The following is a 20,420-nucleotide window of genomic DNA, read 5'->3' as shown; positions in this document are numbered from 1 at the left end:
AGCAGCAGCGCAGGCACAACACATCCGCGCACGCACGAGGTTGGGGCACAGCACTCCATGGCACAGGGCTCGGTCCAGGTGACACACAGCGGCTCGTCGCGCTGGCGACGGCGCACCGGCGAATACGCCTCGCTGGCCGCCGCGTTGGAAGCGGCGGGCGAGGGCGACGTGGTCACCGTCGCGCCCGGAACCTATCGGGAGAACCTCGTCGTCGACCGTCCGGTGACGCTGCGCGGCCCCGAGCGCTCGGGCAGCGGCTCGGTGCGGATCGCGCCCGCCGACGGCGTCGGGCTCACCCTGCGCGCCGCCGCGCTGGTGCAGGACATCCAGGTGGAGGGCCAGGACTCGGCGGTGCCCGCCGTGCTGGTGGAGGACACGGCGCCGGAGCTGGTCGGGCTGCGGGTGATGACGCGCTCGGCGGCGGGCATAGAGGTGCGCGGCGCGGCACGGCCGACCGTGCGGCGCTGCACCGTCGACAACCCGGCGGGGGTCGGCATCAGCGTGGCCGGGGGCGGCGGCATCTACGAGGAGTGCGAAGTGGTCGCCGCCGGGCAGGCCGGTGTCGCGGTGCGGGACGGCGGTACGGCCCGGCTGGCCAACTGCCGGGTGCACCACGCCTCCGGTGCGGGCATCTCGCTCCAGGGCGAGGGCACGACGGCCGAGGCGCTCGGCTGCGAGGTGTACGAGATCAAGGGCAGCGGGCTGCGGGTGGCGGCCCGGGCCGGCGGGCACTTCACGGACTGCCGGGTGCACCGCACCACGGCCGACGGCGTCACTCTGGAGTCGGACGCGGTGCTCACCCTGGCCGACTGCGACATCCACGACATCCCGGAGAACGCCATCGATCTGCGGTCGCGTTCGGTGCTGACGCTGACCCGCGCGAAGGTGCGCCGCTTCGGGCGCAACGGCCTGTCGGTGTGGGATCCGGGCACCCGTGCCGACGCCAACGGCTGCGAGATCCACGACAGTACGGGCGACTACCCGGCGGTGTGGATCAGCGACGGGGCGACCGTCGTCCTCGACAGCTGCCGTGTCCACACCGTGCCCGACGCGCTGTTCGTCCTGGACCGCGGCTCGCGCGCCGATGTGCTCGACACGGATCTGACCCAGGTGCGCGGCACCGCGGTCTCGGTCAGCGACGGCGCCACCGTGCAGCTGGACGACTGCCGGATCGCCAAGGCGGCCACCGGCGCCTGGTTCCGCGACCACGGCAGCGGCGGTGTGCTCAACGAGTGCACGGTCGACGGCGCGGCCACCGGCGTCATCGTCACCAAGGGCGCGGATCCCACGGTCGAGCGCTGCACGGTGACCGGCCCGGCCGAGGCGGGCTTCTACGTCTCCGCCGAGGGCCGCGGCACCTTCCACAACTGCCGGGTGACCGGCTCGCGCGGCTTCGGCTTCCACATCATCGACGGCTGCCGGACGACGCTGCGCCGCTGCCGTACCGAGCGCTGCTCGCGCGGGGGTTACGAGTTCGCCGAGGACGGCCCGGTCGTCGAGGACTGCTCCTCGGACGAGAGCGGCCCCGTGGGCCCGGCGGGCTCAGCGCCCGACCAGGCCGTCCCGCCGGCCGCGGCGCCGGCGCCCGCGCAGGGCCGCGCGGGGCTGCTGACGGCCGCCGTTCCCGCCCAGCGCAGCGCCGAGCCGGCCGCCGAGCAGGCGCCCGCGCCCTCCGCCTCGGCACCGGCCGAGCAGCAGCCCGGGCAGGACGGCCCGCGCGACGCGAAGGACGTGCTGGGCGAACTCGACGCGCTCGTCGGGCTGGAGAGCGTCAAGCGGGAGGTGCGGGCGCTCACGGACATGCTGGAGGTGGGCCGCCGCCGGCAGGAGGCCGGGCTCAAGGCGGCCTCCGTGCGCCGGCATCTGGTCTTCACCGGCTCCCCCGGCACCGGCAAGACGACGGTGGCCCGGCTGTACGGGGAGATCCTGCGCTCGCTCGGGGTGCTGGAGCGGGGCCATCTGGTGGAGGTCTCCCGCGTCGATCTGGTGGGCGAGCACATCGGTTCGACGGCGATCCGCACCCAGGAGGCGTTCGAACGGGCCCGCGGGGGCGTGCTGTTCATCGACGAGGCGTACGCGCTCTCCCCGCAGGACTCCTCCGGCCGGGACTTCGGCCGGGAGGCCATCGACACGCTGGTGAAGCTGATGGAGGACCAGCGCGACGAGGTCGTCGTCATCGTCGCCGGGTACACGGCCGAGATGGAGCGCTTCCTGGCCGTCAACCCCGGTGTGGCCTCCCGGTTCTCGCGCACCATCACCTTCGGCGACTACGCGCCCGAGCAGCTGCTGCACATCGTCCAGCAGCAGGCCGACGACCAGGAGTACCACCTGGGCGAGGGCACCCGGCAGGCGCTGCTGGCGTACTTCGCGCAGCTCCCGAAGGGCCCCTCGTTCGGCAACGGCCGTACCGCGCGGCAGACCTTCGAGGCGATGGTCGAGCGGCACGCGGGCCGGGTCGCCCAGCTTCCCGACCCGAGCACCGACGACCTCACCCTGCTCTACCCGGAGGACCTGCCCGGCCTCGCCTGACGGGCCGCCGTGCCGGGCCCGCGCCGTCGGACGGCGCCTCGGCCGGGTGCGGGCGGTCCGCTCCGTCCGGCACCGGCCGCTCCGGCGTGTCCCGCGCCGGGTGTCTGCTGCGGGGCAGGGAGCGGGTGCCCGGCCCCGAGCGGGCGGCGCCCAGCCGGTCGAGCAGACCGTCGCGCTCCTCGTCGAAGGCCGGGTCGGCCTGGTAGTCGCTGTGCGCCAGGATCGGCTCGGGCAGCGGCAGTTCGAGGGTGCGGCCGTAGGCGAGCGGGTCCAGCAGCGGGCCGCGGTCGACGCCGTCGCGGCCGGTGCCCCGCCGGTCGGCGGCGCCCGGGTGAACCGGGCCGCCGATCGGGTCGGTGAGCCGCCACAGGTTGCGCCAGCCCTCCAGGTCGCCGTCGAGCGCGGACAGCTGCCGCGGCCCGAAGTAGGCGGGGAACCAGCGCCCGTAGAGCCGCTCCAGCGGTGAGCCGTAGGTGAGCAGCGCGACCTGGCGGCGGGTGTCGCGGTCCAGCTGCCAGACGGCGGCGGCGGCCAGCACGCTGCCCTGCGAGTGCCCGGAGATCACCAGCCTGCGGTCGGGCTGCTCGTCCGTCCAGGTGGCCATCCGCCAGGCCAGATCGGGCACGGCCCGCTCCGCGTAGCAGGGCGGCGCGAAGGGGTGCGCGGCGCGCGGCCAGAAGGTGCCGACGTCCCACAGGATGCCGACGGTGCGGCGGGCCGACTGGTCCCGGTAGGCCCGGCGTCCCCAGGTGAGGAACAGCAGGAACCCGAGGCCGATCAGCCAGGAGCCCATGGCCTGCACGGTGTCGGCGAAGCCGTCGACGAACGCGGGCGCGCCGTCCGCCGCGGCACCCGGCGCCCGGTGCGTGAGCAGGGTGCCGACGACGGCGACCCCGCCGAGGACGAGGGTGGCGACCGCGATCGTGGCCACCAGCCAGGGCGCCTCGTCGGTGATCCCGGCGCGGGCGACCGCCCCGGCGATCCGCCGCGAGCGGGAGGCGTCCGGCACGGTGCCCGGATAGCCGGCGGCCACGTCGTCGGTCAGACCGCGGGCGGTGCGCCACACCCGGAAGGCGAACCAGCTCACCAGCGCGAGCACCAGGACCAGCAGCACCGGAATGATCGAGGACTGCCAGGTGAGGATCGTGGGCGGGCCGGGCAGCCGGCTGTCGGGCCCGGAGCCGTTCAGCCAGTCCCCGACGCGCTGGGCCACTCCCCCGGACAGCACGGCGCCCAGCGCGCAGCCGAGCATCGCGACGGCGGCGGGCGCGGTACCGGCGAGCGCGGTGCGCGGCAGCTCCCGCACCCGGTGCAGCCGCAGCCCGACCAGGGCGAGCGCCACCACGAGGGCGCCCTGGAGCACCGCGAGCACCCCGAAGGTCTCGTCGCCCGGCAGCGAGCCGACGGCCCGCCAGCCCGGCCGGCTCCAGGCGCTGTGGACCGCGGCGAGCACCGTCAGCGCCAGCGCCGTGCCGGGCAGCAGCCGCACGGCCAGCCGGTCCAGCCGGTCGTCCGGTGTGCTCTCCTTGCGGCCCCTGCGGCAGACGACGTACACGACGCACACGGCGGCGGCGACGATCGCGACGAGCAGCGCCCAGCCGAGCACGTCGAGCAGGGCGCTGCCGCCGGGCCTGCGGTCGTAGCGGGTGGTGGCGGCGGTCAGCGCGGCGGCGACCGTCAGGAAACCGGCCGCCGTGTGCGCGGCCCGCAGCCGCGCGACCAGCCGCTTGCCGTACCAGAAGCCGGGCAGCGAGAGCGGAGGCCGGCCGTCGGCTGCCGGATCCTCCTCGGCGATGCCGCGCTGGAGCGGCGGCTGCGACTCGTACGCGTTCCAGGTGCGGTGCGAGAGCCACCACAGCAGCAGCGTCCCGGCGACGGGCAGCACCGCGGCCAGCGCCAGGCGGCGGCCCGGCAGGCTCCACCAGCCGTCCTGCCCTCCCATGAACGCGAGCCAGGTGTGCTCGGCGGTACAGCCCGACGTGCCGGCGCACTGCCAGGCGATGAGGTCGAGCGCCACCTCGCAGACGGCCGCGATCAGCAGGACCGTCAGCGACAGCGCGAGCAGCCGCACCAGCAGGCCGTGCAGCCGGACGGCCCTGCCCCGGTGCGGTCCTGCCGCGCGCATCCAGTGGGCGAGGTTGACGACCATGAACGGCAGCAGGATCAGCCACAGGGCACGCGACCCGTTGCCGGACGTCAGGTTCGACCAGCAGTACGCCTCGACGACGGGCTCGTCCCGGTACCGCTCCGGGTGTTCCTCGGCCTTCTCGTCGTCGGTCCTGCGGTAGACGGCGGCTGTGCTGTCGCCGGTGACCCGGCAGGTGCGCGGATCCCCGAGCATCTTCTCCGGGGTCGTCCCCCCGACCCCGTGGACGAGCAGTTCCATCGACAGACCGGCACCCGGGCCACGGGCCGGGCCCGCCGACGCCGCGGACGGCCCGGCCTCGGACGACGACGGCGCTCCCGGCGCCGTCGGTGGTGCGGCTGACGGTGCGGCGGCGCGCTGCGGCGCAGCGGTGCCCGCATGATCTGACGGCACGGTGCTTCCCCCCGAGATTCCCCCGAACTGTCGTTGCGTGCTCCCCCCAGGATTCCCGCAGAAACCGCCGCTGTGCAGCCCCCGCCGGGTGAACGTGGTGTGCACGGGGCCGAATCGTGACCCCGGCGTACCCCACGGGGCGCATGGGAGGATTGCCCGGGCCGGTACACACGCGCGTGGGAGGCAGGGCGGCGCGGGTGTGCTGACGGGGCGGAGAAGCGAGCGGAGAGATCTGCGAGCGACGCACCTGCGGCTGCCGGGCCGCAGACATAACGCAACGCGCGGAATGCCGCGGGGGCGGAGAAGCGAGCGGAGAGATGCATCAGTGAGCGACAACCAGAACCTTCTCGCCGAGCAGCGGCGCGCGCTGATCCTGGAGGAGGTGCGGCGGCGCGGGGGCGCGCGGGTGAACGAGCTGACCCGGAAGCTCAACGTCTCGGACATGACGGTGCGCCGGGACCTGGACGCGCTGGCCCGGCAGGGCGCGCTGGAGAAGGTGCACGGCGGTGCCGTGCCGGTGGCGGAGGCCAGTACGCACGAGCCGGGGTTCGAGGCGAAGTCGTCGCTGGAGCTGAGCGCGAAGGAGGACATCGCGCGGACGGCGGCGCGGATGGCGCAGCCGGGCAGCGCCATCGCCCTGTCCGGCGGGACGACGACGTTCGCGCTGGCGCAGCAGCTGCTGGACGTGCCGAATCTGACGGTGGTGACCAACTCGGTGCGGGTCGCGGATGTCTTCCATGCCGCGCAGCGTTCGGCGGGCGGCCTTCCGCCGGGCCGGCCGGGTGCGGCGACGGTGGTGCTGACGGGCGGGGTGCGCACGCCCTCGGATTCCCTGGTGGGTTCGGTGGCGGACGCGGCGATCCGTTCGCTGCACTTCGATGTGCTGTTCCTGGGCGTGCACGGGATATCCGTCGAGGCGGGCCTGTCGACGCCGAACCTCGCGGAGGCCGAGACGAACCGGCGGTTCGTGGAGTCGGCCCGGCGGGTGGTCGTCGTCGCGGACCACACCAAGTGGGGCACGGTGGGCCTGAGTTCGTTCGCCTCGCTGGACCAGGTGGACACCCTGGTCACGGACGGGGCGCTGACCGCGGGGGCGCGTGCGGAGATCGAGGAGCATCTGCCGCGGCTGGTGGTCGCGGGTGAGCCCGCGGGGGACGAGGCGGACGGCCGGGAGGGACCGGCGGGCGATCCGGGTACGGGAGCCGGCGGCGAGGGCTGAGGGCCGCCGGGCGCGGTGGCGGGCGGGTCAGGCGGCGGTCTCGGTCCACTCCCCCGTTTCGAGGAAGCGTTCCAGGGTCCGGGTGCACGGTGCGATGCTCAGGCCCTGTTCGGCGAGCCAGGCGTCGGAGTAGTACTTGTCGAGGTACCGGTCGCCGGGGTCGCACAGCAGGGTGACGACGCTGCCGTGCTCGCCCCGCTCCCGCATTCCGGCGACGATGCGCAGCGCCGCCCACAGCCCCGTGCCGGTGGAGCCGCCGGCCTTGCGGCCGAGCACCCGCTCCAGCAGGCGCACGGCGGCGACGCTGGCCGCGTCGGGGACCTTCATCATGCGGTCGACGGCCCCGGCCATGAAGCTGGGTTCCATCCGGGGCCGGCCGATGCCCTCGATGCGGGAGGCGGCGTCGCTGTGCGCGTCGGGGTCGGCGTACCGCCAGCCGTCGAAGAAGCAGGAGTTCTCCGGGTCGGGGACGCACACCCGGGTGTCGTACTGCTGGTAGCGGATGTAGCGCGCGAACGTCGCCGAGGTGCCGCCGGTGCCGGCGGTGGCGACGATCCAGGCGGGCTCCGGGTAGCGCTCCCTGCTGAGCTGCGCGTAGACGGATTCGGCGATGTTGTTGTTGCCGCGCCAGTCGGTGGCGCGTTCGGCGTAGGTGAACTGGTCCATGAAGTGGCCCCCGCTCTCGGCGGCGAGGGCGGCGGAGACCTCGTACACGCTGCGCGGGTCGTCCACGAGGTGGCACCGGCCGCCGTGGAACTCGATGAGCCGGGTCTTCTCGCTGCTCGTCGTGCGCGGCATCACCGCGATGAAGGGCAGCCCGATCAGCTTGGCGAAGTACGCCTCGCTCACGGCTGTCGAGCCGCTGGACGCCTCGATGACGGGCCGGCCCGGCCTGATCCAGCCGTTGCACAGGGCGTGCAGGAAGAGGGACCTGGCCAGGCGGTGTTTGAGGCTGCCGGTGGGGTGGGTCGACTCGTCCTTGAGGTAGAGGTCGATGCCCCACTCCTCGGGCAGCGGGAAGGCCAGCAGATGGGTGTCGGCGCTGCGCCCGCTCTCGGCTCTGACCTTGCGGACGGCTTCCTTGAGCCAGGCGCGGTAGGCGTCGTCGCTGCGGTCGACGTCGACGGTCGGGACCGCTGTGACGTGCGGGGTTGGTTCGGTGGTGCTCACAGGGCCGATCATAGGGCGGCGAAGGTAGAGGGGCCCCGACATGGGCATGCTCCCCGCAGGAGGGGTGGCCGGGGTGTGTGGAAACCGCGCGAGGGTACCCCTGCTGGGACGATCCGGTGGGAGGCGGTTTGTTGTGACGGAGCCGGAGTTCGATGCGGGCGGGGTGGGGATACGCCGGATGCTGCGCTCCCTCACCCGGGCCGGTCACGTGCTGGTGCGGGATGGCCGGCTGGTGCTGATGACCAGCTACGGCAGTGAGATCGACAGCGCACCGGTGGAGCAGGCGCGGGTCAGCCGCTACGGGCCCTGGGGCCAGGCCGTGGCGACGCTGGGCGGTACGCGGTATCTGCTCCAGTTCGCGCTGGAGCACCGGGAGGCGCTGCTGAACGCGCTCCAGACGGCACGGGCGAAGGCCGCCGCCGAACGCGGCGTACTCGGTGGGTGACCAGCCGGTCGCACCCGGTTTGCGGACGCGCTCGACCGCTCTCATCCTGGACCTGGCGTTCCGTCACACGTGAACCGCTCCCCCGCCCTTCGGGCAGCACCTCGTCAGGGAGTCGCAGTCGTGATCAGTCCACCGAGCAGCACGAGCACCCGTCCCCTCCCCGCACGCCACTGCACCGTGGAGTTCCAGGCGCTGGCCTCCCGCATCGGAGTCGTCCGCAGAATCCTGACGGCACAACTGCGGTACTGGCGGCTGGATCCGCTCATCGACGCGGCGACGCTCGGCGCGGGCGAGCTGCTGGCCAACGTCCATCAGCATGCGCGGCCCGGGCCGGCCCACTGCGCCGACCGGCACGGCGCCGGGGGCGGCAGGCACCGCACGGGCCCCGGCGGTCACCCCGACGAGCGCCCCGACGAGCACCCCGACAAGCACTGCACGGTGGAGCTCTCCCTGGATGAGCACCGGCTGACGGTCGCCGTGCACGACCACGATCCGCGGCTGCCGTCCGCACGCCCGGCGCCGAGGGGCCGGACGGCCACGCACGGGCGGGGGCTGGCGCTGGTGGCCTCGGTGAGCGAGAGCTGGGGCGTGCGTGCCCGGGAGGACGGCTCGGGCAAGACGGTGTGGTTCTCGCTGCCCGTGACTCCGGCGCCGCAGCCGGAGGCGGCCCCCGCCGCGCCCGGGCGGGCGCAGGCCGTCCCGGGGCCGAGCGTCCCGGAGGGCCCCGGGGAGCGGGTGCCCGCCTCTCCCGCGTCCACGGCGGCCGGCTGAGCCTCCGACGGCGGGCCCGGTGCCGCGCGGGCGTGCCGTGCCGGGTCAGCTCCCGGGCCCGTGCGGGGGCGAGCCGTCGTCGGCACGGCGTCCGGCGGTCTCCCGGGCGCGCGGCAGGACCAGCCCCGACTCGTAGGCGATGACGACGAGTTGGGCCCGGTCGCGGGCGTGCAGCTTGGTCATCGCGCGGCTGACGTGGGTCTTCGCCGTGGTCGGGCTGATGACCATGCGTGCGGCGATCTCGTCGTTGGACAGACCGCGCGCGACGAGGGCCACGACCTCCCGCTCCCGGTTGGTGAGCGCCCGGAGCGCCTCGCCGCCCCCGGTGGTGGCGTCCAGCGGCCGGGAGACGTACTCGGCGACGAGTTTGCGGGTGATCGCCGGGGAGAGCAGGGCGTCGCCGCGGGCCGCCGTGCGTACCGCGTGCAGCAGGTCGGCGGGTTCGATGTCCTTGACGAGGAAGCCGCACGCGCCGGCCCGCAGGGCGTTGAACACATAGGCGTCCAGGCCGTAGTTGGTGAGGATGACGACGTGGGTGCCGGACAGTCCGGGTTCGGCGGCGATCCGCCGGGTGGTCTCGATGCCGTCCATGACGGGCATCTGGATGTCGACGAGGGCGACGTCCGGCCGGGTCGCGGCGGCGAGCCGCACCCCTTCGCGCCCGTCGGCCGCCTCGCCGGTCACCTCGATGTCGTCCTCCGCCTCCAGCAGGGCGCGGAAGCCGCCCCGGATGAGGGCCTGGTCGTCGACGAGCAGTGCGCGGATCACGGTCCGGCCTCCTGTGGCAGCGGTGCGGACACGGGCGCGGCCGGCCGGTCCGCCGGGCGCCCGGGCGGCATCGGCAGCGGCATCGGCAGCGGCAGGACGGCCTCGACGGCGAAGCCGCCGTCCGGTCGGGCGCCCGCCGAGAGCTGTCCGGCGAGTGCGGTGACGCGCTCCCGCATGCCGATCAGGCCGGTGCCGGGCACGTGCGGGGAGCCGGGCGCGGCCCGCCCGTCGTCCTCGATCCGCAGGGTGAGCCGTTCCGGGCCGTGCCGCACGAGCACCCGCGCGGTCGCCGAAGGGCCCGCGTGGCGTGCGGCGTTGGTGAGGGCCTCCTGGACGATGCGGTAGGCGGCCCGGTCCGTCTCCTCCGGCAGCGGGCCCGCTCCGCCCTCGACGGTCAGGAACACCCGCAGCCCGGCGGAGCGGGCCCGCTCGACGAGCACGTCCAGCCGGTCGAGGCCGCTGACCACCGGGCCGCCGCCGCCCGCCGGGTCGTCGGAGCGCAACACCCCCAGCGTGGACCGCAGTTCGCGTGAGGCGTCCGTTCCGGCCTCCTGGATGGCGAGCAGCGCCGCCGGCACCTCCTCGCCGCGTTTGCGCGCCAGGTGGACGGCGACGCCCGCCTGCACCTTGATGACGGAGATGCTGTGGGTGAGGGAGTCGTGCAACTCCCGTGCGATACGCAGGCGTTCCTCACCGGCGCGGCGCAACGCGGCCTCCTCGCGGCCGCGTTCGGCCTCGGCGGCCCGCTGCTCGACCTGCTCCAGGTACGCCTCCCAGTTGCTGGCGGCCTGGCCCACCGTCGCCGCCGCCACCAGCCAGCCCGCCAGCAGGAAGCGGGCCTCCAGCGCCGCGTGCACGCCCGAGCCGCCCGCCACGTCGGAGGCGACGGCCGCCGCCAGCGCCAGGACGGGCGCGCAGAGTGCGGCCCTGCGTCCGCGCCGCACCGCGGAGTAGACGGCGGCCATCACGGGGAACGCGAGCACGTCACCGGGCTCGGCCAGCAGCTCGTAGCCGGCCATGCAGGCGCTGACCAGCAGCAGCACGGTGGCGGGCAGCCGCCGCGCCAGGCACAGGGCCAGGCCGGAGCCCACGATGAGCGCCGCGCCGGCCGCGCCCAGCGGCGCCCCGGAGCCGTCGGTGAGCGCGGCACCGAGTTGCAGCACGGTGATGCCCACCGCCGGCGCACCGGCCCGCCCGCACTCCCGCCACACCCGTCGCCCGCCCATGGCGGCACGGTAGCGGGCGCAGCGGGCCCGCGGCGTGGGGTCGGAGAAGGAGATCGCCGCTACTCCGCGGGGAGTAGCCGCACCCTCACTCGGCGGGGAGCAGCCGCGCCCTCTCCTGGCCTGCCCCTCCCTCGCGCTCTCCCCGCTGCCGGGACGGAGCGCGTCCGCCGGTCTCCCGGCGCATGCACACCCGGGGCCAGCGGTCGAGGCCGTGCTCCTGTTCCGACCGGCGGATGCGCCGCAGCCCCGGCGGGAGCGTCTCCTCGGGCAGTTCGCGGAAGCCGAGCCGCCGGTAGTACGGCCCGTTCCAGGGGACGTCGGCGAACGTGGTCAGCGTCAGGGCCGGCAGCCCGTCGGCGGCGGCCCGCCGGTCGAGATGGTCCAGCAGCCGCCGGCCGATGCCGCGCCGCGACCGGGAGGGGTGCACGGAGATCTGCTCGATGTGCAGACAGCCGTCGACGGGTTCGGTCAGCGCGTAGGCGACCGGGCCCGTCCGGTCCCCGGTGTCCTCCTCGTCGTCCACGACCCACAGTCCGCCGGCCCGCGCGTATCCGCGCAGCATCCGGTCGCCCGGCGGCTCGTCGTCCGCGATCGCGGCCATCCCGACATCCCGGAAGCACTGTCCGGCCGCCCGCTCGATCTCCTGCAAGGCGGCGAACTCGCCGTCCTGTCCGGCTCTGATCTTCATGGGACCATTCTCCGGCCACCGGGGCCGGGCCGGGAAGGCTTTTCGCCCGCGGCCCGGCCCGGTGGCACCCGACGGGAATCGCCGGCTGCGGCCCGCGGGTTCAGGCGGCGAGCGCCGAGAGCGGGTCGTCCAGCACCGGCTGCCAGGCCAGTTCGGCGGCGCCGACGAGGGCGTTGTGGTCCAGGGCGCTCGGGACGACCGGGACGCTGCCGCTGCGGCCCCACAGGCTCTCGTCGGCGACGACACCGCGCAGCCGTTCGCCGTCCGCCTCGACGAGGGCCCGGTGCAGCCCGGTGAGCACGATGCGGTCCGGGTTGAGGATGTTGACGAGCCCGGCGAGGCCGAGGCCGAGACGGTCGATGAGCAGGGCCGCGGCCTCCCGTACGGCGGGGTCGGTGGTGTACTCGTCGCGGACGAGGTCGCCGGCCTGGGTGAGCGCCGAGGCGTCCGGGGCGGGGCTGCGGCCGGCCGCTGCGAAGAGGGCGGCGGGGTCGGTCTCGACGTCGAGGCAGCCGCGGCTGCCGCAGTGGCAGAGGCGCCCGCCGGGGTGGACGGTCAGATGGCCGACCTCCAGCGCGAGCCCCGAACTCCCGGTGTGCAGGCGGCCGTCGAGGACGAGGGCGCCGCCCACGCCGTGGTGTCCGGTGCCGACGACGAGGAGGTGGCGCGCGCCCCGGCCGGCGCCGTGCCGGTGTTCGGCGAGCGCGGCCACGTTGATGTCGTTGGCGGCGAAACCGCCGGCGGGTCCGTCGGCGGAGAGGATCCGGGCGTCGGCGAGGCAGGCGCGGAAGGTGTCGCGCACCGGCGCCCCGGCCTGCCAGGCGAGGTGCAGCGGATTGAGCGCGGTGCCCTCGGGTTCGGCGACGGCTGAGGGCACGGCGAGTCCGGCACCGACACAGCGCCGCCCGGTGGTGCGCAGCAACTCGGCGCCGGCGGCGACGACTTCGCTGAGGACCTGGGCGGGGTCGGCGTCCACGGTGCCGCAGCCGGGTGCGGTGGCGACGATGCGGCCGCCGAGTCCGACGAGTGCGGCGCGGTACCCGTCGGAGTGCACCTGGGCCGCCAGGACGACGGGCCCGGAGGGGTTCACGTCCAGCCGGTGGGAGGGGCGGCCCTGGCTGCCGACCGGCGCCGTGGGATGGGCGTCGACGGTGATGAGCCCGAGCGCCTCCAGTTCGGCGGCGACCGCTCCGGCCGTCGCACGGGTCACCCCCAGTTCGGCGGTGAGCACGGCGCGGGTGGGCGCCTGCCCGGTGTGGACGAGTTCCAGTGCGGGTCCGAGTGCCGAGCGCCCTCGCTCCAGCCTTGTTGTACGCGTCTGGGTCACGCCTCTATTCTCTCTTTGTGCCGACACTGAACAAAATACGGTCGGCGCTCGCCGGCGCGAAGGGGCGCGGCAGCGGTTCACCGTCCGCGCCCCCTCCGTCGGAGCTGCGCCGCCTCCGCATCGCACTGACCGTCTACTTCGCCCTCGACGGCTTCGTCTTCGCCGGCTGGGTGGTCCGCATCCCCGCCGTCAAGGCGCAGACCGGCGCCTCGTCCAGCGCGCTGGGGCTCGCCCTGCTCGGGGTGTCGGCCGGGGCCGTCGCCACGATGATGCTCACCGGGAGGCTGTGCGCCCGGTTCGGCAATCAGCCGGTCGTGGTCGCCTCGGGCGTCCTGCTGCCGCTGAGCGTGGCACTGCCGCCGTTGACCCACTCCGCGCTCGCGCTCGGCCTCGTCCTGCTGGTCTTCGGTGCGACCTACGGCGGCATCAACGTCGCCATGAACAGCGCGGCGGTCGACCTCGTCGCCGCGCTGCGCCGGCCGGTCATGCCGAGCTTCCACGCCGCGTTCAGCCTCGGCGGCATGCTGGGCGCCGCACTCGGCGGCGTCGTCGCCGGGCATCTGACGCCGACCCGGCATCTGACGCTGCTGGCGGCCCTCGGTCTGGTCGTCGCACTGCTGGCCGCCCCCACCTTGCTGCGGCACCACCTCCCGCGCGCCGAGCGCTCGGCACCGCGCACGCGCCCCGCGCAGCCCGCTCAGCCGGCGCGGCGGACGGCGCCGACGGGCCGGGCCCGGCTGCTGGTCGCCGTGCTGGGCCTGATCGCCCTGTGCACGGCCTACGGCGAGGGCGCCCTCGCCGACTGGAGCGCCCTGCATCTGACCGATGACCTCGGCGCGGGTGCGGGCGTCGCCGCGGCCGGCTACTCGGTGTTCGCGGGAGCGATGACGGTGGGCCGCCTCTCCGGGACGACGCTGCTGGAGCGGCTCGGCCCCGGCCGGGTGCTCATCGGAGGCGGGGCGCTGGGCTGCGCGGGGATGCTGCTCGGCTCGCTGGCGCCCTCGGTGTGGGCCGCGCTCGCCGGGTTCGTGGTCACCGGGCTGGGGCTGGCCAACGTCTTCCCGATCGCGATCGGCCGGGCCGGGGACCTGGCGGGCCCCTCGGGCGTGGCCGCGGCCTCGACCTTCGGGTACGGCGGCATCCTGCTCGGCCCCGTCGCCATCGGCTTCCTCGCCGACTGGCTCTCGCTGACGGCGGCGCTGCTCACCGTCTCCCTGCTCGCGGCCTTCGCCGCCGCCGTCGCCTGGGCCACCCGGCACGCCGTCCTGCCGGAACACTGACCCGCCCGACGACCGGCCGGACGGACCGGTATCGGTACCGGTACGGGCACCGGCACCGGCACCGGCAGCGACGGGCCCATCTGATGGCCGGATCCTGACGGTTGTGGTCCGTCCGGCCAGTGTTCGGCGTCCGGCCCGGCGGCCAGCATGGTGCCCATGCACAACGACAACTGGACGCTGGAGCACACCTACGACAGCCCGCAGGGGACCGTGCGCTGGGCGCGCCTCGGCGCACCCGGGCTGCCGCCCGTCGTCCTGCTGCACGGCACCCCCTGGTCCTCGTACGTCTGGCGGAGCCTCGCGCGCGCCCTCGCGGCGCGCCACCAGGTGTACGTCTGGGACATGCCGGGCTACGGCGCCTCCGCCAAGTACGAGGGGCAGGACGTCTCGCTGGGCGCGCAGGGCCGGCTGTTCGCCGGACTGCTGGAGCACTGGGGGCTGGAGAGCCCGGCGGTGGTGGCGCACGACTTCGGCGGCGCCGTGGCCCTGCGGGCCCATCTGCTCCACGGGGCACGCTTCTCCCGGCTCGCGCTCACCGATGTCGTCACGCTCGCCCCCTGGGGCTCGCCCACCTACCGGCTGATCGCCGAGCACGCCGAGGTCTTCGCCCGGCTCCCGGACAACCTGCACGCGGCGCTCGTCCGCGAGTACATCGCGACCGTCGGCGGGCCGGGGCTGCATCCCGAGGTGCTCACCCGGCTGACGGCACCGTGGCTGGGCGAGGAGGGCCGCCCGGCCTTCTACCGGCAGATCGCCCAGAACGACCGGCGGTGGACGGACGACATCGAGCAGCGCCTGGGCGAGGTCGTCCCGCCGGTGCTGGTGTGCTGGGGCACCGACGACCGGTGGATCCCGGTGGACCGCGCACACCGGCTGGCGGCGGCGCTGCCCGATGCCCGGCTGCATCTGATCGAGGGCGCCGGACACCTGGTCCAGGAGGACGCCCCGGCCGAACTGCTCGCCCCGCTGGCCGGGTTCCTGGATGCCTGAGGCACGGCTCCCCGGGCGGCACCACCTCCGGTTACCCGCAAGTAATAAGCGTGGTAGGTTCCCCGGCATGAACAAGGCGCTGCGCACCCCGCGCGGACTGCGACGGGCCCTGAGCTGGTGGCCGCCCCTCCGGTTCGCCGGAATCCGGGTCCTCCACATCGCCGACGACTGGAGCCACGCCCGGGTACGGCTCCGCCTCGGCCGCCTCAACCGGAACTACTTCGGCACCCAGTTCGGCGGCTCCCTCTACTCGATGAACGACCCGTTCTGGGTGCTCCTGGCCGTCAACCGGCTGGGCCGGGACTACGTGGTGTGGGACAAGGCCGCCGAGATCGAGTACGTCTCCCCCGGACGGGGCGACGTCTACGCCGAGTTCACCCTGACCGAGGAACGGCTGGCGGAGATCCGGGGGGCGACGGCGGACGGCTCGAAGGCCCTGCCCTGGTTCGAGTCCACGGTCGTCGCCGAGGACGGCACGGTCGTCGCCCGGGTACGCAAACAGCTCTACGTGCGCCGCAAGCGGGACCGCGCGTAGGTTCCGCCGTGCTCGAAAGCCGCCGCTCCCTGCTCAGCGCCCGCCCGTGCAGCCGTTTCCTCACCCCTCGACCTGGTGGACACAACCGTTGGGAGGACCGGCCAGGGCCGCCTTCGCCGCTCGGCTCTCGGAGTCGACGAGCACCTCGGTCCTGTCGTCCTCCAGGCCCTGGAGAGAGGCGCTCACCACGTCGCCCGGAGCGATCTTCGGCCCGGTGTACCCGGCGGCGAAGTCCGTGTCCACCGCGCCGAAGTGCAGGCCCTGCACCAGCACCCCGGAGGGGGCGAGTTCCCTCCGGAGCCCGTTGGTGAGGCTCCACGCCGCGGACTTCGTGGCAGCGTAGGCGCCGTTCTGCGGGGGCGAGAACCACGCGATCGCGGAGAGCACGTTCACGACGGCGCCCCGCCGTTCCCTGAGCGCGGGGGCGAACGCCCGGGTCGTCTCCCAGACTCCGAACACATTCGTGTCGAACAGTGCGCGGGCCGACTCCAGCGATCCGGACAGCAGTGACTCGAACGTGACGACACCGGCGTTGTTGACGAGGACGGAGACGTCCTTCGCCGTCTCGGCGGCATCGGCGATCCGAGCCGAGTCGGTGATGTCCAGGCGCACGATCTCCACTCGCGGGTCGCGGGCCAACTCCCCGTCCACCGACCGTGGATCGCGCACCCCGGCGTACACCTTCCCGGCGCCGCGGGCCAGGAGCCCCGAGACGAAGGCGCGTCCGATCCCTCGGTTCGCACCGGTCACGAAGGCGGTCTGCTCGCTGATCCTCATTGCACGTCCTCTCTCGGGAATCAACCCGGCGTCGAGATCGCTGCCGACCGTAGGACCTCACACGGGTGTGAGGGGCAACCGTCCCGGAGGAGCTGTGCATGAGAATCGGGGAACTCTCCCGTGCGACGGGCGTCAGCGTGCGGTCGCTGCGCTACTACGACGAGCAGGGGCTGCTCGAAGCGGACCGCTCCCCGACGGGGCAGCGCGTGTACGGCGGGGACGCGCCGGAGCGGGTCCGACTGATCCAGTGCCTCTACTCCGCCGGGCTGCCGAGCAGGACGGTCGCCCTTCTCCTGCGGTGCGAGTCCACCCGGCACGTCAGCGCCGACATGATCGACGAGGTGCGCGGTCAGCGGCTCCGGATCGAGCAGCGACGCGCACAGCTGGCCGAGGCCCACGCCAAGCTCGACCTGCTGCTGGAGACGATGGTCTCCTCGGCCGCCGCGCCGCCCGCCACCAGCGGCCCGTGAACGTGGGGACTTCGGCCGGCCACGCGCGCGGTCGAGGCGGCGACACGACGCACACGAAGGGGAGAACAGGTCGGCACCCGGGCGTTCATGTTCGTCGTGCGGGCAGGGCCGGATCCTGGTCTGTCAGCGTCCGGGCGCCGACGACCTCCAGCAGCCGCAGGCGTTCGGCGGTCCCGCTGCCCTCCGCCACGCTGAAGACCATGATCCGCAGGTCGGTCCCGAGCGCCGCGAGGATGTCGCAGTCGAGAGTCAGCTCACCGATGCCCGCATGCCGGACCGTCTTGGTCAGGGGCGCGTGCACACCCACGGCGCCGGAGTCCCACAGCGCGGCGAAGTCACCGCTTCGGTACCGGAGTTCATCGATGAGCGCGGCCGGCCCGGCGTCCTGCGGGTAACGCGCCGACGCCGCGCGCAGGTCGGAAACGAAGGCCGCGCGGTCCCCCTCTCCCCGGCTCACCGCCTGCGGGTATCCGGCGGGCGGTTCGACGAAGGACCACCACACCGCGTTCCTCGCGAAGCCGCGTGGCGCGGGCGGGTCACCGAACAGCGCGGCCCACAACGGATTCCACGTGATGAGGTTCCACGCGGCGTCGTACACGCTCAGCGGCGTACCGGCCAGCCGGTCCAGCACGCGCTGGACGCCCGCCGGCACATGAGCGGAAACCTGCCCGGGGCCCGGCACCGGCTGACCGGCGAGCACGAAGAGGTGCTCACGCTCCGCCGTCGCCAGCCGCAACGCCCGAGCCAACGCGGCCAGCACCTGCGGGGACGGATGCGTCGACCTGCCCTGTTCGAGCCGCACCAGGTAATCGACGGACAAGCCGGCGAGCAGGGCGAGTTCCTCGCGCCGTAGGCCCGGGGCGCGTCGGCGTCCGTCGCCCGGGAGGCCGACCTCGGCCGGTGTCGTGCGATCCCGCCACGCGTGCAGGGCCCTGCCGAGCTCCGTGGTTGCGCTCATCCGCCCAGTATCGGCACTCGGACGCGTCCCGTCCTGGTACTCCGGGTCCACTGGCTGCGGCAGGCACTGGCCCGGTATCCGCGGCCCGCGAAGGGTGGACGCGCCGGCCGACCGCCGGTGACCGGTGGGAGCCCGCCGGTGTGCGCCGAAGGAGCACGTTCATGAAGTACCGCAACCTCGGGCGGACCGGGATCAAGGTCAGCCCCTACGCACTCGGCACGTTGATGTTCGCCGGCAGCATGGGCAACGCCCCCGACGAGTCGGTCCGGATCATCCACAAGGCGATCGACGCAGGGATCAACCTCATCGACACCGCCGACCGCTACGGCGACTCCGAAGAGGTCGTCGGGAAGGCCCTGGCGGGCCGTCGCGACGAGGTGGTCCTGGCCACCAAGGCCGGCATGCCCATGGGCGAGGGCCCCAACGAGAGGGGTGCCTCCCGCCGTTGGATCACCACCGCGGTCGAGAACTCCCTGCGCCGGCTCGGCACCGACCACATCGACGTCTACCAGCTGCACCGGCCCGACCCGGACACCGCTCTGGAGGAGACCCTGTCCGTCCTGACCGACCTCGTCAGGGCCGGCAAGGTACGCGCGATCGGTTCCTCGACGACGCCCGCCTCCACGCTCGTCCAGGCCCAGTGGGTCGCGGAACGCGCCGGGCTCCAGCGGTTCCGCACCGAGCAGCCGCCGTACTCGGTCCTGAACCGCGGCATCGAGCGGGAGGTCCTGCCGGTCGCGCAGGAGTACGGCATGGGCGTCCTGGTGTGGGGGCCGTTCGGCCAGGGCCTGCTGACCGGCCGGGTGCGCAGGGGCAGCGAGAACGGCCTCAAGCGCGCCCCGTTCTCCCGCCACCTCACCGATGAGCGCCGCATCGACGTCGTCGAACAGCTCGTCCCGCTCGCGCGGGAGGCAGGTCTGCCCCTGACCCACCTGGCCATGGCGTTCGCCGTCGCGCACCCGGGCGTCACCGCCGCGCTCCTCGGCCCGCGCACCATGGAGCACCTCGACGACCTGCTCGCCGGCGCCGACGTCGAGCTGTCCGACGACCTCCTCGACCGGATCGACGAGATCGTCCCGCCGGGCACCGACGTCAGCGCGCTCGACCAGGAGTACCGGCCCCCGGCACTGATCGATACGGCTCTCCGGCGTCGCCCCGCCGGGCGCCGGTCGGCGGCCTGAGCCGGGGGCCGGTCGGCGGCCTGAGCCGGGGGCCGGACCCCGAGCCGGGGCCGCGCCGCACCGCGCTTCCGGCCCGGGCCGCACTCCGTACGCGGGCCCGGGGGCTCATCGCACGCCGGGGGACGGGGCTAGGCCGACCCGGGTGGCGAGCCCGGCCGCCGCGTGGTCGAACAGTGCGTCCCGGGCGTCCACCACACCGTGGAACTGGCCGAACAGCTCGAAGCTCACCAGGCCGGACAGCTGCGCCCAGGCGATCAGCACCTCGACCGTCGCCGCCGCCGGGACCGCGATCTCCAGCAGCACGGCGAGCTGTTCGGCCTGCGCCAGCAGCTCCTCCGTGGGCGCGGGGCCGCCGGATACGGGCTCGCGCAGCTCACCGGCCGCGTGGGCGTCCCGCACGATCCGCAGCAGTGCCGACGGCATCCGCGACGCCGGGCCCGTCGTCGTCTGCGGGGCCGCGTACCCCGGGACGGGCGTGCCGTACAGCAGCGCGTACTCGTGCGGATGGTCGAGCGCCCAGGCCCGTACGGTGCGGCAGACCGCGAGCCAGCGCGCCCCGAAGGGCTCGCCCGCCTGTTCGGCCTCGGCCAGGGCCCGTTCGGCGGCCGCGCCCACGGCGTCGTACGCGTCGATGATCAGCGCGGTCAACAGCTCGTCCCGGCTGGGGAAGTAGCGGTACAGCGCCGAGGAGACCATGCCCACCTCGCGCGCCACCGCACGCAGCGAGAGCCGGCTCGCGCCCTCGGCGGCGAGCTGCCGGCGCGCCTCGTCCTTGATCGCCGCGGTGAGTTCACCGCGTGCCCGTTCCCGCGCGTTCCGCGCCTGTCGCACCATGCCGGCCAGTGTCCCAGCAGAGAGAGCACTGCTCAACTCCGAGAGCACCGCTCTTGCCGAAGGGTGCCGCGCGTGCGACAGTGGAACGGCGGACGAGAGCACTGCTCTCGAAAGTGGGCACCGCTCTCGTCCAGCGCCGGGCCCCGCCCTGCCGGGTTCCGTCGCCCCCGTGACCTGCCCTGCCACCGCGCCAGGGCCCCGCCCCCCCTCACCGAAGGAGCACCGCCGATGCCGACCACGAGCGACGCCCCGGCCCATGTCCGCACGCCGGGATGGCTCACCAGGAACGTGCTCAACCGGGCCATCGCCTGGCTCTCCCGGCGCGGGATCGCCGTGGCCGGCTCCCGGGTGCTGGTGGTCGAGGGCCGCAGCACGGGCCAGTGGCGGCGCACCCCCGTCAACCCGCTCAGGCACGCGGGCGCCGACCATCTGGTGGCGGCGCGCGGCCACGTCCAGTGGACGCACAACATGCGGGCGGCCGGCGGCGGCCTGCTCGAACACGGCAGGCGGGCACGGTCGTTCACCGCCGTCGAGGTGCCGGAGGAGGAGCGGCCGGAGATCCTGCGGGCCTATCTGCGCCGCTGGGGCTGGGAGGTCGGCGCCTTCTTCGACGGGCTCGGCCCCGACTCCTCCACGGAGGAACTGCGCGCCGCGGCGGCCCGGCACCCGGTCTTCCGCCTCACCTACACCGACTGACCCGGCACACCGACCGA

Annotated in this window: 19 protein-coding genes; 10 read left to right on the top strand and 9 right to left on the bottom strand. The window is 74.5% G+C overall.

Annotation, left to right across the window (positions count from 1 at the left end; genetic code table 11):
• The first annotated feature begins 57 nt into the window (after nucleotides 1-57).
• A complete protein-coding gene (locus SCA03_RS04165; protein ID WP_086815990.1) occupies nucleotides 58-2,529 on the top strand; it encodes a right-handed parallel beta-helix repeat-containing protein in 2,472 nt (823 codons plus the stop codon).
• Here the strand turns inward: SCA03_RS04165 and SCA03_RS04160 are convergent.
• A complete protein-coding gene (locus SCA03_RS04160; protein WP_230988476.1) occupies nucleotides 2,489-4,915 on the bottom strand; it encodes a hypothetical protein in 2,427 nt (808 codons plus the stop codon). The genes SCA03_RS04165 and SCA03_RS04160 overlap by 41 nt on opposite strands.
• Before the next feature lie 478 nt (nucleotides 4,916-5,393).
• On the opposite strand from SCA03_RS04160, the gene SCA03_RS04155 reads away from it, so the two are divergent.
• On the top strand, nucleotides 5,394-6,287 hold the full coding sequence (locus SCA03_RS04155; RefSeq protein ID WP_051845901.1) for a DeoR/GlpR family DNA-binding transcription regulator: 894 nt from the start codon (nucleotides 5,394-5,396) through the stop codon (nucleotides 6,285-6,287).
• A gap of 27 nt (nucleotides 6,288-6,314) precedes the next feature.
• On the opposite strand, the gene SCA03_RS04150 is transcribed toward SCA03_RS04155, so the two are convergent.
• Nucleotides 6,315-7,469, bottom strand: a complete 1,155-nt coding sequence (locus SCA03_RS04150) for a PLP-dependent cysteine synthase family protein (protein ID WP_051845900.1) — start codon at nucleotides 7,467-7,469, stop codon at nucleotides 6,315-6,317.
• A gap of 121 nt (nucleotides 7,470-7,590) precedes the next feature.
• On the opposite strand from SCA03_RS04150, the gene SCA03_RS04145 reads away from it, so the two are divergent.
• Nucleotides 7,591-7,902, top strand: a complete 312-nt coding sequence (locus SCA03_RS04145; RefSeq protein ID WP_030884800.1) for a hypothetical protein — start codon at nucleotides 7,591-7,593, stop codon at nucleotides 7,900-7,902.
• 120 nt (nucleotides 7,903-8,022) lie between these two features.
• Nucleotides 8,023-8,673 (top strand): ATP-binding protein, encoded by a 651-nt coding sequence (locus tag SCA03_RS04140; protein WP_086815988.1) that lies wholly within the window; start codon nucleotides 8,023-8,025, stop codon nucleotides 8,671-8,673.
• A gap of 45 nt (nucleotides 8,674-8,718) precedes the next feature.
• On the opposite strand, the gene SCA03_RS04135 is transcribed toward SCA03_RS04140, so the two are convergent.
• The 4 genes from SCA03_RS04135 to SCA03_RS04120 all read right to left on the bottom strand — a co-directional run bounded on the left by SCA03_RS04135 (nucleotide 8,719) and on the right by SCA03_RS04120 (nucleotide 12,682).
• Nucleotides 8,719-9,441 carry a response regulator gene (locus SCA03_RS04135; RefSeq protein ID WP_051845899.1) on the bottom strand — a complete coding sequence of 241 codons (723 nt, stop codon included), beginning with the start codon at nucleotides 9,439-9,441 and terminating at the stop codon, nucleotides 8,719-8,721.
• Entirely contained in the window at nucleotides 9,438-10,667 is a 1,230-nt protein-coding gene (locus tag SCA03_RS04130; protein ID WP_086815986.1) for a sensor histidine kinase, read from the bottom strand. Before SCA03_RS04130 ends, SCA03_RS04135 begins: the two co-directional genes overlap by 4 nt.
• Before the next feature lie 85 nt (nucleotides 10,668-10,752).
• Nucleotides 10,753-11,355 carry a GNAT family N-acetyltransferase gene (locus SCA03_RS04125; RefSeq protein WP_086815984.1) on the bottom strand — a complete coding sequence of 201 codons (603 nt, stop codon included), beginning with the start codon at nucleotides 11,353-11,355 and terminating at the stop codon, nucleotides 10,753-10,755.
• A gap of 100 nt (nucleotides 11,356-11,455) precedes the next feature.
• The gene (locus tag SCA03_RS04120) at nucleotides 11,456-12,682 is read right to left on the bottom strand and encodes an ROK family protein (RefSeq protein WP_030884788.1); all 1,227 of its coding nucleotides are present in this window, start codon (nucleotides 12,680-12,682) and stop codon (nucleotides 11,456-11,458) included.
• Between the two features lie 17 nt (nucleotides 12,683-12,699).
• Here SCA03_RS04120 and SCA03_RS04115 point away from each other — a divergent pair, with 17 nt between their 5' ends.
• The 3 genes from SCA03_RS04115 (at nucleotide 12,700) to SCA03_RS04105 (ending at nucleotide 15,487) form a co-directional block, all read left to right on the top strand.
• Nucleotides 12,700-13,962: an MFS transporter gene (locus SCA03_RS04115; RefSeq protein ID WP_030890364.1), complete on the top strand. Its 1,263-nt coding sequence runs from the start codon at nucleotides 12,700-12,702 to the stop codon at nucleotides 13,960-13,962.
• Nucleotides 13,963-14,118: 156 nt separating this feature from the next.
• Nucleotides 14,119-14,952, top strand: a complete 834-nt coding sequence (locus tag SCA03_RS04110; protein WP_086815981.1) for an alpha/beta fold hydrolase — start codon at nucleotides 14,119-14,121, stop codon at nucleotides 14,950-14,952.
• 67 nt (nucleotides 14,953-15,019) lie between these two features.
• Nucleotides 15,020-15,487, top strand: coding sequence for a DUF4442 domain-containing protein (locus tag SCA03_RS04105; RefSeq protein WP_030890370.1), 468 nt, complete (start codon nucleotides 15,020-15,022; stop codon nucleotides 15,485-15,487).
• 60 nt (nucleotides 15,488-15,547) lie between these two features.
• Here SCA03_RS04105 and SCA03_RS04100 read toward each other — a convergent pair whose 3' ends face one another.
• A complete protein-coding gene (locus SCA03_RS04100) occupies nucleotides 15,548-16,264 on the bottom strand; it encodes an SDR family oxidoreductase (RefSeq protein WP_086815979.1) in 717 nt (238 codons plus the stop codon).
• 98 nt (nucleotides 16,265-16,362) lie between these two features.
• On the opposite strand from SCA03_RS04100, the gene SCA03_RS04095 reads away from it, so the two are divergent.
• Nucleotides 16,363-16,734, top strand: coding sequence for a MerR family transcriptional regulator (locus SCA03_RS04095; protein ID WP_086815977.1), 372 nt, complete (start codon nucleotides 16,363-16,365; stop codon nucleotides 16,732-16,734).
• An 85-nt stretch (nucleotides 16,735-16,819) separates the two neighbouring features.
• Here the strand turns inward: SCA03_RS04095 and SCA03_RS04090 are convergent, their stop codons facing one another.
• Nucleotides 16,820-17,692, bottom strand: a complete 873-nt coding sequence (locus SCA03_RS04090) for a helix-turn-helix domain-containing protein (RefSeq protein ID WP_086815975.1) — start codon at nucleotides 17,690-17,692, stop codon at nucleotides 16,820-16,822.
• Nucleotides 17,693-17,853: 161 nt separating this feature from the next.
• Here SCA03_RS04090 and SCA03_RS04085 point away from each other — a divergent pair, with 161 nt between their 5' ends.
• Nucleotides 17,854-18,873, top strand: a complete 1,020-nt coding sequence (locus tag SCA03_RS04085) for an aldo/keto reductase (protein WP_086815974.1) — start codon at nucleotides 17,854-17,856, stop codon at nucleotides 18,871-18,873.
• Between the two features lie 105 nt (nucleotides 18,874-18,978).
• Here SCA03_RS04085 and SCA03_RS04080 read toward each other — a convergent pair whose 3' ends face one another.
• Nucleotides 18,979-19,707, bottom strand: a complete 729-nt coding sequence (locus tag SCA03_RS04080) for a TetR/AcrR family transcriptional regulator (RefSeq protein WP_030890384.1) — start codon at nucleotides 19,705-19,707, stop codon at nucleotides 18,979-18,981.
• 228 nt (nucleotides 19,708-19,935) lie between these two features.
• Here SCA03_RS04080 and SCA03_RS04075 point away from each other — a divergent pair, with 228 nt between their 5' ends.
• Nucleotides 19,936-20,403 (top strand): nitroreductase family deazaflavin-dependent oxidoreductase, encoded by a 468-nt coding sequence (locus tag SCA03_RS04075; protein ID WP_086815954.1) that lies wholly within the window; start codon nucleotides 19,936-19,938, stop codon nucleotides 20,401-20,403.
• The last annotated feature ends 17 nt before the right edge of the window (nucleotides 20,404-20,420 follow it).

The organism is Streptomyces cacaoi (genome assembly GCF_006539165.1).
Classification (GTDB): domain Bacteria; phylum Actinomycetota; class Actinomycetes; order Streptomycetales; family Streptomycetaceae; genus Streptomyces; species Streptomyces cacaoi.
The sequence above is the reverse complement of the archived record's forward strand: the minus strand, read 5'-3'. Positions and strand labels throughout refer to the sequence as shown.

Bases quoted from the DNA above. Each gene is read 5' to 3' on its own strand.
- SCA03_RS04165 (WP_086815990.1), top strand. From the start codon at position 58: ATGGCACAGGGCTCGGTCCAGGTGACACACAGCGGCTCGTCGCGCTGG.
- SCA03_RS04160 (WP_230988476.1), bottom strand. From the start codon at position 4,915: ATGGAACTGCTCGTCCACGGGGTCGGGGGGACGACCCCGGAGAAGATG.
- SCA03_RS04150 (WP_051845900.1), bottom strand. From the start codon at position 7,469: ATGATCGGCCCTGTGAGCACCACCGAACCAACCCCGCACGTCACAGCG.
- SCA03_RS04130 (WP_086815986.1), bottom strand. From the start codon at position 10,667: ATGGGCGGGCGACGGGTGTGGCGGGAGTGCGGGCGGGCCGGTGCGCCG.
- SCA03_RS04125 (WP_086815984.1), bottom strand. From the start codon at position 11,355: ATGAAGATCAGAGCCGGACAGGACGGCGAGTTCGCCGCCTTGCAGGAG.
- SCA03_RS04110 (WP_086815981.1), top strand. From the start codon at position 14,119: ATGCACAACGACAACTGGACGCTGGAGCACACCTACGACAGCCCGCAG.
- SCA03_RS04105 (WP_030890370.1), top strand. From the start codon at position 15,020: ATGAACAAGGCGCTGCGCACCCCGCGCGGACTGCGACGGGCCCTGAGC.
- SCA03_RS04100 (WP_086815979.1), bottom strand. From the start codon at position 16,264: ATGAGGATCAGCGAGCAGACCGCCTTCGTGACCGGTGCGAACCGAGGG.
- SCA03_RS04095 (WP_086815977.1), top strand. From the start codon at position 16,363: ATGAGAATCGGGGAACTCTCCCGTGCGACGGGCGTCAGCGTGCGGTCG.
- SCA03_RS04090 (WP_086815975.1), bottom strand. From the start codon at position 17,692: ATGAGCGCAACCACGGAGCTCGGCAGGGCCCTGCACGCGTGGCGGGAT.
- SCA03_RS04085 (WP_086815974.1), top strand. From the start codon at position 17,854: ATGAAGTACCGCAACCTCGGGCGGACCGGGATCAAGGTCAGCCCCTAC.
- SCA03_RS04080 (WP_030890384.1), bottom strand. From the start codon at position 19,707: ATGGTGCGACAGGCGCGGAACGCGCGGGAACGGGCACGCGGTGAACTC.
- SCA03_RS04075 (WP_086815954.1), top strand. From the start codon at position 19,936: ATGCCGACCACGAGCGACGCCCCGGCCCATGTCCGCACGCCGGGATGG.